General features: G+C 73.4%; 8 protein-coding genes and 1 pseudogene. 4 read left to right on the top strand and 5 right to left on the bottom strand.

Annotated elements, in window-relative coordinates; all coding sequences use genetic code 11:
- From K4G64_RS35480 to K4G64_RS35460, 5 genes and pseudogenes are all read right to left on the bottom strand, one after another.
- A pseudogene (locus K4G64_RS35480) lies at window positions 1-635 on the bottom strand (condensation protein); the annotation flags it as partial.
- Window positions 632-4,807 (bottom strand): alpha-(1->3)-arabinofuranosyltransferase, encoded by a 4,176-nt coding sequence (locus tag K4G64_RS35475; RefSeq protein WP_221760005.1) that lies wholly within the window; start codon window positions 4,805-4,807, stop codon window positions 632-634. The pseudogene K4G64_RS35480 and the gene K4G64_RS35475, both read right to left, overlap by 4 nt.
- On the bottom strand, window positions 4,804-5,565 hold the full coding sequence (locus tag K4G64_RS35470) for a class I SAM-dependent methyltransferase (RefSeq protein ID WP_308122578.1): 762 nt from the start codon (window positions 5,563-5,565) through the stop codon (window positions 4,804-4,806). Before K4G64_RS35470 ends, K4G64_RS35475 begins: the two co-directional genes overlap by 4 nt.
- Before the next feature lie 74 nt (window positions 5,566-5,639).
- Window positions 5,640-6,791 (bottom strand): glycosyltransferase family 4 protein, encoded by a 1,152-nt coding sequence (locus tag K4G64_RS35465; protein ID WP_221760004.1) that lies wholly within the window; start codon window positions 6,789-6,791, stop codon window positions 5,640-5,642.
- A 218-nt stretch (window positions 6,792-7,009) separates the two neighbouring features.
- Window positions 7,010-8,005: a DUF3068 domain-containing protein gene (locus K4G64_RS35460; RefSeq protein WP_221760003.1), complete on the bottom strand. Its 996-nt coding sequence runs from the start codon at window positions 8,003-8,005 to the stop codon at window positions 7,010-7,012.
- 215 nt (window positions 8,006-8,220) lie between these two features.
- On the opposite strand from K4G64_RS35460, the gene K4G64_RS35455 reads away from it, so the two are divergent.
- The 4 genes from K4G64_RS35455 to K4G64_RS35440 all read left to right on the top strand — a co-directional run bounded on the left by K4G64_RS35455 (window position 8,221) and on the right by K4G64_RS35440 (window position 11,465).
- Window positions 8,221-8,373: a hypothetical protein gene (locus K4G64_RS35455; protein WP_221760002.1), complete on the top strand. Its 153-nt coding sequence runs from the start codon at window positions 8,221-8,223 to the stop codon at window positions 8,371-8,373.
- Between the two features lie 2 nt (window positions 8,374-8,375).
- The gene (locus K4G64_RS35450; RefSeq protein ID WP_221760001.1) at window positions 8,376-9,626 is read left to right on the top strand and encodes a CdaR family transcriptional regulator; all 1,251 of its coding nucleotides are present in this window, start codon (window positions 8,376-8,378) and stop codon (window positions 9,624-9,626) included.
- A gap of 220 nt (window positions 9,627-9,846) precedes the next feature.
- Complete coding sequence (locus tag K4G64_RS35445) at window positions 9,847-10,620, top strand: IclR family transcriptional regulator (RefSeq protein ID WP_221760000.1); 774 nt, start codon at window positions 9,847-9,849, stop codon at window positions 10,618-10,620.
- The gene (locus tag K4G64_RS35440; protein WP_221759999.1) at window positions 10,617-11,465 is read left to right on the top strand and encodes an SMP-30/gluconolactonase/LRE family protein; all 849 of its coding nucleotides are present in this window, start codon (window positions 10,617-10,619) and stop codon (window positions 11,463-11,465) included. Before K4G64_RS35445 ends, K4G64_RS35440 begins: the two co-directional genes overlap by 4 nt.
- The last annotated feature ends 143 nt before the right edge of the window (window positions 11,466-11,608 follow it).

Raw genomic sequence — 11,608 nt, 5'->3', positions numbered from 1 at the left:
GTGTACGGGGAGCCCTTGGGGCGGTGCGGGAGGGGGAGTTCGGTGACGAGCAGGCCGTTGCCGGGGGAGGGCTCGGGGGTGCCGTGCGCCACCCGCGCGGGTGGCGCCCAGCCGGCCCGGGTGTCCGGAACCTCCTGCCGGGGCTCGGCGGCGCGCGTCGGGGCCGCCGCGGCGGCGTTGTCCCGGCCGCCGTACAGCTCGGCGGCCGTGGCCAGCACCCGCAGGCACGCCGGGCCGTCCAGGGCGGTGTGGTTGATGGTGAGCAGCAGGACCGAGTCCACCACCTCCAGCCGGACCGGCGGGGACATCGACAGCGGCGGGGCGTCCGTGAGGGCCCGGGTCCGGGCGTCGTGCAGGGCGCGTGGGCCCGGCGGGGCGAAGGTCACCACCTCCACGTCGGGCTCCGGCGTCAGCTCCCACTCGTAACTCCGCCGGTACCAGGGCCCCCGCGCCTCCCGCATCAGGACCCGCGGATGCCGGTGCAGGGCCTCCAGGAACGCCTTGCGCAGCCGCGCGTGATCGAGGGGGCCCGGCAGATGGACCTCGATGTGGACCGTCTCCGGTTCCGCCTCCTGGAGGCAGTGCCGGGACACCTCGTCCACCACCGGGAACGGGATGCGTACCGGTGCCGTCATACGGGCTTGCCCTCCCCGGTCTCCGTCCTCGGAAGCTGCCGCGTCGGCGCCTGCGACGGCCGCGGCCCCTCCCGCAGGCTCACCAGCCCCGCGAACAGGCCGATCAGCGCCAGCAGTTGGGCCAGGTGCCCGAACGCGCCCTCGCCCGCGCCCACCGGCTCCCCGGCCCCGAACGCCGCGACGATCCCGGCGCCGGCCAGGGCGGCGAAGGCGATCGGCACCAGCAGGGCGTGCCGCCGCGCGGCGAGCAGCGCGAGCGCCGGGACCAGCAGCGCGAACCAGCCCGCGATCACCACTCCGACCAGCGTCAGCGCCACCGTGCCCAGCCACAGCCCGGGCAGCGGCGGAACCGGCTGCGGCGCGTCGGGGCTGGGGGCGCGGCGGCGCCACAGCGCCAGGCCCAGCAGGACCGCGATGCCGGCGCCGCTGCCGATCAGGGCGGCGTCGTACGTCGTGGCCGGCTCGTAGGTCAGCGTCACGCTGCCGCCCGCCCCTGCCGGGACCCGCCAGCCCTGCTGCCAGCCGTCCAGCCGCACCGGGGTCAGCTCCTGGCCGTCCAGGGTGGCCTTCCAGCCGTCGTTGAAGTTCTCGTACGTCGTCAGGTACGAGGCCGCGCCCGAGCCGACCGTCACGGCGCGCCGGTCGCCCAGCCAGTCCCGGATCCGCAGGTCGCGCCCGGCCGCGGCGGCCTCGGGCACGGTGCCGCGGGTCAGGGTCACGTCCGTCAGCGCCAGCGGGCCGGCGTCCCCGCCCTCCAGCCGGTGCTCGCCGGAGGAGAGCCGCACCTCGGTGTCGTCGCGGCCGTCCTGGCAGAGCGTCACCCGCACGCCCCGTCGCTCCACCAGGTCCCGCACGGTGCCCTTGGCGCTCGTCTGGTACAGCTCGCCGTCCAGCGCCACGTCCGGGCCCTTGCCGCACGGGAGGGAGAACGTCCGGGTGCCGTCCGGCTGCGGGGTGCGGTACTGGTCGAGGGACGGGAAGTACGCCTCGGTGAGGCCCACCGGGAGGCGCAGGTCCTCGTCGGCGACCGGGTTGTGCAGGGTCAGCGGGGCCGTCTCGGTGATCGTGATGTCGAGCCGGTCGGTGGTGATCGGCGGGAAGCGGACCCAGCCGTTCTCGTCGACGCCGGCGACGGCCGCGCCGTCCGGGGAGCTGATGTGCACCTCGGAGGCCCGGGCGGACAGGCCGCCGGCGGGGGCCAGGACCAGTTCGCCGACCGGCTGCTTGCCCTCCCAGCGCAGGTGGATCACCGGCCGGTCGCCCGCGACCCACGCCGTCGTCAGGTCGCCGTCGGTGAGGTTGCGTGCCGTCAGGCCCGCGCCGAGGCTCGCCGTGGAGTCGGCGGTGGCGACGATCCGGGCCTGCTGCTCGGGCGCCACCTCGTAGAGCAGCTCGTCGAATTCCCTGCCCGGCACGGGCACCGCGCTCGCCTTCACCTCGTACGTCCCGGCGGCCGGGGTCGTGAAGCGGCGGTGCAGTCCGGCCTCGGTGCCGGTCGCGGACAGACCCGTCGGGTCGGAGGCGCGGTGCAGGGAGACGACGGTCGCGGCCGACGTGGCGTCCTCGGCGTCCGCCGGGAGCCGCAGCAGGCGTGTCACCTGCACGTCCGGCAGGCCGATCTCGGAGAAGCCCGCGCCGGTCAGACCGGCCCGGCGCTCCACGGAGTCCACGATCGTCAGCTTCATCCAACCCGTCGCGCCCGCGGGGGCCTTGATCCGCTGGGTCATGCCGTTCGGCCGGAGGAAGCTGGTCCGCTCACCCTTCTCGGTCTCCACCCGGACCTTCGTCGCGGCGGCGCGCACGCTCTCCTGCGGCAGCGGCGTGACCTTGAACGAGGTCGGCATGTCGTAGGAGCCGGTGAAGCCGATGCGCAGCCACTGCCCGTCCGGTGTGTCCGGCGCGCCCTCCGCCCACGCGGTGTCCGGGTTGCCGTCGAAGGCGTTCACCGGGTCGTACTGCGGCAGGTGGAACAGCCAGTTGCCGTACGAGGACGCCGACACCGAACGGGCGCCGCGCAGTTCGGCCACCGTCTGGTGACCGGTGCCCTCGGTGGGCAGGATCTGGCGCGGCTTCTCACCCGGGTCCTGGAGCGCGTCCGGCGCGTTGGTCTCGTCACGCGTGTACGTGTACGACGTGCCAGCGTTGACCAGCCCGAACCGGGTGTCCGTCCGTCGCAGCCCGTCGCCCAGCACCTGGAGGGCAGGGGTGCCGAGCCCCGGGTGGTTGTCACCGGTCAGCACGGTCGCGCGCCCGCGCAGCCGCTCCGCCAGCGGCAGCAGCGCCTCCGGACCGCCGGACACCACGGCCGTGTCGGCGACCGGGGCGAGCCCGGCCTGCCCGGGCCGGACCACGTCCGCACCCGTGGGCCGGTAGATCTCCACGGCCCGCTGCCGCGGGTACAGCCCCTCCACCTGGAGCGGCGCGTCCTGCGCGATCCGGCCGCCGGTCATCACCGGCCCGAGGCCCGTCACCCGCTCGTACCCCGACTGCTCCAGGGTCCGCTTGACCGTCGCGGTGGGCACATGGCCGATCTGGTCGGGGTCGAGGTCGTTGCGGACGACGACGTAGTACAGCCCGGCCCGGCTCAAGTAGTCCGCGAGCCCGGGCACTTGGGAACCGGACAGCAGAGCCTGCTCGACGGCGTCCATCGCGCGCCGGTTGCCGGGGGTGCCGAACGGCACGTAGTCGCGCTGCGCCCACCGCGACTCGGCGAGCACGTCGAGCGGCTGGTCGATGGGGGAGCCCCAGGAGTAGACGCCGTGCGCGGTCGCCGGGACGACCAGGGCCCGCGAGTCGGGCGAGTACTTCTCCAGCCAGTCGGCCGTGGCCTGCCAGTAGGTGGGCAGCTTCTGGAACGAACCCGGGTTGAGGATCGAGCCGTTGAGGTACGGCCACAGCAGTCCGGGCAGGATCAGCACGGCCGCGATCAGCGGGGCGAAGCGCCGGCCGCGTACCCGCCGGGCGCCACGCGGCTCGGCGGCCACCCCCACCAGATGCGCCAGACCCAGGGCGAGCGCCAGTGCCACACCGGTCTGGAACTTGTAGATGTTCCGGAACGGCGACAGCCACCCGTCCAGCCAGCCCTGCACGGCCCCGTGGAACGGCGCCCCGAACGCCCCGCCGTACCCGGCGAGCAGTACCAGCGCCGCCACCAGCACCGTCAGTACCAGCCACCGCCGCTCGGGCATGTCCCGCCGGGCGAGTCCGGCGAGCCCGAGTCCGGCCGCGAGGGCCGAGCAGAGGATTACGACCACGGAGGAGGCCACGGCCCAGCCGGCCGGCAGCCACGCCTCACCGAGGTGCAGATAGGCGACCCAGTTCCCGGCGCCGCGCAGCGCCTCGGTCGCCGACATGGTGTCGGTGGTCGTCCGCGCCGTCTCTATATAGGGGAGGAAGTTCTCGCCGTAGATCCCGAGCAGCAGCAGCGGCACCCACCACCAGGCGGTCACCACGAGCACGGCCGGGGCCCACCAGGCGATCAGCTTGCGCTGCCGGGGGCCGGGCGGCCGGGACAGCAGATACAGCCCGGCGGGCAGCAGGGAGGCCAGGGTCGCCGAGGCGTTCACCCCGCCCATGAACGGCACGAGCAGCGCCGACCGCAGGGCCGCGACCCGGGCGGCGTACCGCTCGTCCGTCAGCGGCAGCAGCACCCACGGCAGGAAGGCGCCGGGCAGCGCCGCGGCCGACGTCGACCCGATGACGGTGGTGAACACCGGCCACAGCGCATACGCCACCGCGCCCAGCAGCCGGGACGCCCCGCTCCCCACCCGCAGCCGCTCCGCCAGCCGCAACGCCCCCCAGAAGGCGACGGACACGATCAGCGACAGCCACAGCCGCTCCGCCAGCCACACCGGCAGCCGTACGAGGTCGCACAGCCAGTAGAACGGCAGCATCGGCCACAGGTAGCCGACGTACTGGTCCTGGATCCCGCCGAACCCGGCCCGGTCGTGCCACAACTGGCCGAGATCGGCGAGGAACTGCCCCGGATCGACCGTGACACCGAGCTTGGTGTCGAAGGTCTGCCGCCCCGGCCGCACCGCGAGGAGCAGCACGAACACCACGGCCCAGAAGCCGAGCAGCCAGCGCCGCGACCGCGGGCCGTCGGGCGGGCCCGCGGTGGTCGCGGTGGTGGGGACGGCTGCCGGAGGAGGAGCCTGGACCGTGGTCGTCATGGGGGACACCGCCGCAAGATGAGGAGGAGGTTCCAGGTGGCGAACTCGCGGATGAGGGGCGCCTTGACGACGGTCTCCGCGAGGAAGGGCCAGTAGCGGGAGCGCGCCGAGACGACCGTGACGTCGTCCCGGGCGCGCACCTGCCGCAGGGTGGAGCCGATGTGCACCGCGAACAGGTTCTCGCCGAGCGTGTGCTTGGCGGGCTTGCCGGTGCGACGCAGGTAGCGGGCCCGGGCCCGCTCGGCGCCGAAGTAGTGCCAGGGGGCCCATTCGTGCCCGCCCCACGGCGACAGCCAGTTGGTGAACGACACGTAGATCAGCCCGCCGGGCCGGGTCACCCGGGCGAGCTCGCTGAGGAACGTCTCCGGATCGGCCACGTGCTCCAGCACGTTGGAGGAGAAGGTGACGTCCGCGACGCCGTCCCGCAGGGGCAGCAGATACCCGTCGGCGACAACGGCCGAGCCGGGGGGTTTCTCACCGAGTTCGGCCAGGTCGGGCTCGAAGAGGAACGCGTTCGCCCCGCGCCGCCGGAACTCCCCGGTGAAGTACCCGCCGCCTCCGCCGACGTCGAGCACGGTACGCCCGGCGACCGGCCCGTCGTAGGACTCGACCTGGTCGACGGCGTCGCGGGCGAGCAGTGAGTAGCAGGCTTCCGGGTCGTCCTGCTCGCGGAGAAAGGCGCGGAACAGGGCGAGGGAGCGCCGGAACGAGGGATCCTTCACCTCGGGGTGCGGGGCGTCGCCCGTCGAGGGGCGCACACGCGGCACGGCATCACCGGCACGGCGCTTGGGCGGAGTCACGCGCTCGGGAGGCGTCACGGGCTCGGGCGGTGTCACGGCCCCCAGCCCCTCACCGCCTCGGCGGCCACCACCCGGAACTGCCGCACCGTCCGGTCCCACCGGAACTGCGCAGCCCGCTCCCGCGCCGCCTTGCCCATCAACTCCCTGCGTCGCCCGGAGAGGGCCAGCGCGCACCATGCCGCGGCGAAGGAGGACTCGCCCTGCGCGAGGACCCCCGTCTCCCCGTCGACCACGGAGTCCTTGAGCCCCGGCACGTCGAAGGCGACGGCGGGCGTCTCGCGCGCCGCGGCCTCCGTCACCACCAGCCCCCACCCTTCCACCGCGGAGGGGTGCAGCAGCAGCCAGGCCGCGCACAGCAGCCGGTGCTTCTCTGCTTCGGGCACATATCCGGTGAACTCGACTCCGGGACCGGCCAGTTGCTCCAGACGGTCCCGCTCGGGCCCGTCCCCGACGATCACCAGCCGCCCGCCGGTCACCGGCCGTACCCGCTCCCACAGCCGCAGCAACAGATCGATCCGCTTGTACTCGACGAGCCGCCCGACCGCGACGAACAACGGCTCCGGTGAGCGCTCGGCCCTCGGCCCCGGCTCCTCGACACCGTTGTGCACGACGCGGATCCGGTCCCGCGCGACGCCGATCGCCCGCAGCGCGTGCGCGGTCGAGGAGGACACGGCTACGAGCAGACTCCGCTGCTGCGCCCCGGTCAGCGCCCAGTGTTCGAGTCTTCGGCCGATCCGCGCCGCCGGGGCCAGCGGCCCGCCGAAGCGCATCGGCCACAGGTCCGTGTGGACGTGGTTGACCAGCGTCAGCGTCGGCCCGCGGTGCCACAGCGGCGCCAGGTAGGGCATGCCGTTGCACACCTCGACCAGCAGGTCGCAGTCGCCGATCTGCCGGGTGAAGGCCGACCGGGCACGCAGATAGTGCCCGTAGGGGCCGCCGGCGGAGACGACCCGGTAGTCGCGGAAGGCAGCCGGTCCTCCGCACAGCAGGGTCACCTGGTGCCCCAGCCGGGTCAGTCCGTCGGCGAGCCTGTCGACCAGCAGCTCGGAGCCGCCGGCGGAGGGGTTGTCCAGATCACGATGGGCAAGGAAAACGATTCGGCGCGGATGTGGGGGGAGCGCCGAAAGGCGCTGCGACGCACTGGGGAGCGCGGCACGCAGCCGGGACGGTACGTGCTGGGGCATGGGTGCTCCAACTCGTGTTGGGGTGCGGAACTCAGCGTGGGGAAAACGTGGGGGTGTCGTCGTCACGGAGGGGTCGGCTCGTGGGGAGCCCGAGCCCTTCCTGGGAGGGGAGTGTGGACGGGAAGTGCTGGGGTGGGGTTGGACAGTTTTCGCCCGGACGTTCGCCACGGCTACTCACCGGCATGACAATTTCGGGCTTTGTTGGAGCTGACGTCACATCACTTCGTGAGAGTGGGCTGGGGCGTTCCGGATGTATCGGACGGAACGGGGTTCTCCGGCTCCTTCCGCCCGCGCGCCACGAGAACACCACCCAGCACCGCGAGCACGAAGCCGCCCACCGCCGCTCCGATCGGCAGTGTCGTGCCGACCATCCGCAGCTGCCCGCTGTCCCGCTTCGCCTGCCGCACGGCCTCCTTCTGGGTCGCGGTCGTGAACGAGACCTTCCGGCTGTCCAGCAGCACCGCCGCGTCCTTCTCGGCGCCCGGCGCCCGCAGGGTGCGCCGCGGTCCGGTCTGCGCGTAGATCACCCGGCCCGTCGCCTGGTCCACGACCAGCTCGAAGCCGTGGTTGGAGTACCACTCCTCGGCCAGCACCTGCGGCCGGTTCGGCTGGTCGACGAGGCTGCCGGGGACCATGCGCGTGCCGGTCCTCGTCGGCGGCACGGAGCCGGTGAACTTGTAGCCGGTGTGGCCCTGGACCTTCGCGGTGCCGCGGTAGCGCAGCACCACCGTGTCGCCGAGGGAGTTGTCCCACCACTGGTAGGAGCGTTTCTGCACGTCGAAGGGGAATTTCAGATACGCCTCGCCCTCGATGTACGGCTTCTCCCCGCAGCAGTGCACCGGCCGCGTGGTCTTCCGGTCCATCACCCAGCGGTGCGGCACGAAGTCCAGCGCGTCGTGCGGATCGGCGGCCGGCAGCGACTTGTCGGTGTCGACCGTGGTCGTCACGTCCCAGACGGCGTTGCCGCTGCGTTCGCTGTCCTCGACGTTGCCCCGCACCCGCTGGGTCACGGTGATCGTCCGGTCGTGAACCGTCTCGATCCGGTCAGTGTCGAAGACGCTGCCCCGGCCGGTGTAGACGGCGGTGGTGTCGATGTCGATCGGGTTCACCGCGGCACGCGGCTCCACGTACCAGGCGAGCAGGGGCGCCAGCACCAGCAGGAACGTGCCGAGACCCAGCAGGACCAGGGAAAAGGGAGAGGTTGTACGGCGCATCCGGGCACTCCAGTGGCTTGGGACGGCTCGACGTACGAGAGGGCCGACACGGCTCGGGAAACGGCGCGTGCGGTTGGGCCGGGAACCGTAGGCCGCTCTTGACGGGGTGTCAATGCTTGTCGAGACTGGGCGCGACAGGCAGGGACGGGAAGCCGGGGTGGGGAAACCTCCGGATGTTTCTCCGGACGAATCCGGACAGAGAGGCTGACCCTGCGATGTCCAGACTGTTCGCTGCCGCGCTGACCGTCGCGCTCGGCGCCGCCCTCGCCGTGGGCGCCGCGTTCGGCGTGGTCGCGCTGCTCGAAGCCACACCCGACCAGCCGAACACCCCCCTGATCACGTACGAGCGAGACGGTCAGGGGAGCTGACGGTGACGGCCGCCCGCACCGCAGCCGTCCCGACCCGCTCGGCCTGGCACGACGTACCGCGCTTCCAGGTGCGCCGGTTCGCCGCGATCGCCATGGCCGAGGCGCCCGGGCTCGCCGAGGAGATCCTCCGCGAGATCCAGCGCGAGTACCCGCATCTGCCCGTCGTCCTCGACGACTCCGGCGAGCCGATGGCCCTGGTCGGCATCCGCCGCGCCATCGAGGTGTTCGTGCAGCACCTGGAGCACTCGGAGGGACGCCCGACCGTCCCGCCCGGCGTCTTCCAGGACTTCGGCCGCAGCGAGGGCAGAGACGGCCGCTCCCTCGACTCCCTCCAGGCCATCTACCGCATGGGCGTACGCCTGGCCTGGCGCCGGTTCGCCGACATCGGCCAGCGCGTGGAGATCCCGCCCCCGGCGATGTACGAACTCGTCGACGCGGGCTACGAGTACCTGGACGGCCTGGTCGACCAGTCCGTACGCGGCTACGCCGAGGCGGCGGCCCGCCAGGCCGGTGAACGCCTGCGCCTGCAACGCCGGCTGATGGAGCTGCTCCTCGCCGAGCACCACCGCGGCGACCCCTCCGAGGCCCTGACCGAACGCGCCGCCCGCATCGGCTGGCCCTTACCGGCGAAGGTCGCGGTGGGCGTGCTGCTCCGCCCGGCCCGTGAGGCGATGGCCCCCGCGGTCGGCCAGGGCGTCCTGCTCGACATGGAGTACGAGCAGCCCCGCATGGTCGTGCCCGAGCCGGACGCGGCGGGCCGGCCCGAGCTCGTCTATCGGGCCCTGGCGGGCTGGTCCGGCGCGATCGGCCCACCCGTCCCGCTCACCGACGCCGCGAAGTCGCTGCGCTGGGCGGAGGCGGCGGTCCGCCTGATGGAACGCGGCCTGCTCCCCTCCGGCGAGGTCCTCTACTGCACCGAGCACACCGAGGCCCTGGTCCTCCTCCAGCCCGAGGAACTCATCGACGACCTGGCCCTGCGATGCCTGGCCCCCCTGACCCACTGCGGCCCCACCCACGGCCGCCGCCTCGCCGAAACGCTCCTGGCCTGGCTGGAGACCCGCGGTGGCGCCCCCGAGGTCGCCACCCGCCTCGGCGTCCACCCCCAGACCGTCCGCTACCGCCTGCGCCAGATCCGCGAACTGTGGGGCGACGAGATCGACGACCCCGACCGCCGCTTCGAACTGGAACTGGTGCTGCGGGCCCAGCGGTTGCGGGGTGAGCTGGGAATGACGCGGGAGCGGCGTGCCCGGTGACCGGAGCCGCCCTGCCGTCACACCAGGACCGACACATCGGCGTCGCCCTCCCCGGTCGGGCCGGACCAGCCCAGACTGACGATCGCGGAGCCGACGTTCTCGCTCAGGGCCGCTACCCATTGCCCGGGCATTCCTCTATGGCTAGCCTGTGTTCGTCATGCCGATCGCCTGTTGAAATCTCGAACACAGGCGCCTGAGACATTTAGGGAGGGTGCCGGTCGTGGGACGCCTCGTACCAGCTGTGACCCGGGCTCTCGACATTCTCGAGCTCTTTCTCGACGGGGACGGGACGCTCTCCGCCCCCGACATCGTGCGCCGGCTCCAGCTGCCGCGCACCACCGTGCACGAGCTGGTGACCACGCTCGCCGCCAGGAAGTACATCGTTCCGATCCCCGGCCAGCCCGGACGCTACCGGCTCGGCGTGCGCCCGTACCAGCTCGGTGCGCGCTACTCCGAGCAGCTCGACCTCGCGGCCGAGGGCCAGCAGGTCGCCCGGACCGTCGCCGAGACCTGCGACGAGACCGTGCACGTGGCGATCCTCGAGGACACGGACGTCATCTACATCGCCAAGGTCGACTCCACACACGCCGTGCGGATGGTGTCGGCGGCCGGCCGAAGGCTGCCCGCCCACTGCACGTCCGTCGGCAAGATGCTGCTGGCCTCCCTTCCGGAGCAGGAGCTCACCGCGCGCATCCCCGACGGCGCCGAGCTGGTCGCGATGACCCCCAACAGCATCACCGACCCGGGCGCCCTGCGCGAGGCCCTGGCCGAGATCCGTGAGCGGGGCCTCGCCGTGGAGAACCGCGAGTCCAACCCTGACGTGTCCTGCGTGGCCGCTCCGGTCCGCGACCGCACCGGGCAGGTCGTCGCCGCCCTGTCGATCTCCGTGCCCATGATCCGCTGGAGCGAGGAGCGCCGGGCCGAGCTGGAGCAGCTCGCCGCCAAGGGCGCCGCCGAGCTGTCCGAGCACCTCGGGCACCGGGGCGCGGCATGACGACGTCGTACGAGGTCGCGGTGCGTGCCGAGGCCGAGCTCGGCGAGGGTCCCACCTGGGACGCGGCGACCGGCCGGCTGTTGTGGATCGACATCCTCGGCTGCCGCCTGCACACCTACGACCCGGCCACCGGACGCCGCGCCGTGCGCCGCACGGAACAGCACATCGGCGCCGTCAAGCCCCGCGCCGGCGGCGGTCTGGTGCTGAACCTGCGCGACGGGATCGGCCTCCTCGACCCCGACGGCACGTTCCGCTGGCTCCACCACGAGCCGGTCCCCGGCCGCCGCGCCAACGACGCCGCCGTCGCACCCGACGGCGCGCTGTGGGCGGGCACGATGCGCTACGACGAGGCACCGGGGGGCGGGACGCTGTCCCGCGTCACCGCGGACGGCTCGGTCGACGTGGTGCTCGACGACGTGGCCGTCAGCAACGGCACGGGGTGGAGCCCCGACGGGCGCCTCATGTACTACGTCGACTCCCCGACCCGGCGGGTCGACGTCTTCGACCACGCGGACGGGCGGATCACCGGGCGGCGGACGCTCGCCGAGATCGAGGAGAGCGCGGGCTTCCCGGACGGGCTGACCGTGGACGCCGAGGGGTGCGTGTGGGTCGCCCTGTGGCAGGGGTCGGCGGTGCGGCGCTACACCCCCGACGGTGAGCTGGACCGGGTGATCGAGCTGCCGGTGCCGCTGGTCACGGCCTGCGCCTTCGGCGGGGCCGACCTGAGCGATCTGTACATCACCACGGCTCGCGTGGGCCTCACCGAGCCGCCCGCGCCGGCGGGCTCCCTGTTCGTGGTGCCGGGGGCGGGGAAGGGACTGGCCCACCCGCCGTTCGCGGGCTGACCCGGGGCAGAGCGGGGCAGGGCGGGGCGAGGGCGGCCAGGCCCCCCGGGGACGCCCGCAGGCGCGTACGCCGACGCAGCGCGGGTCCTGGACCGGACGCCCGCAGGTGCGTACGCCGACGCAGCGCGGACCCCGAACCGGGA

The sequence above is a fragment of the Streptomyces sp. WAC04114 genome, assembly GCF_019733245.1.
In the GTDB taxonomy this organism is placed as follows: Bacteria; Actinomycetota; Actinomycetes; order Streptomycetales; family Streptomycetaceae; genus Streptomyces; species Streptomyces massasporeus_A.
This window is presented reverse-complemented; position numbering and strand designations above follow the sequence as displayed.

Coding starts and splice junctions, on each gene's coding strand:
- K4G64_RS35475 (WP_221760005.1), bottom strand. CDS start 4,807: ATGACGACCACGGTCCAGGCTCCTCCTCCGGCAGCCGTCCCCACCACC.
- K4G64_RS35465 (WP_221760004.1), bottom strand. CDS start 6,791: ATGCCCCAGCACGTACCGTCCCGGCTGCGTGCCGCGCTCCCCAGTGCG.
- K4G64_RS35460 (WP_221760003.1), bottom strand. CDS start 8,005: ATGCGCCGTACAACCTCTCCCTTTTCCCTGGTCCTGCTGGGTCTCGGC.
- K4G64_RS35455 (WP_221760002.1), top strand. CDS start 8,221: ATGTCCAGACTGTTCGCTGCCGCGCTGACCGTCGCGCTCGGCGCCGCC.
- K4G64_RS35440 (WP_221759999.1), top strand. CDS start 10,617: ATGACGACGTCGTACGAGGTCGCGGTGCGTGCCGAGGCCGAGCTCGGC.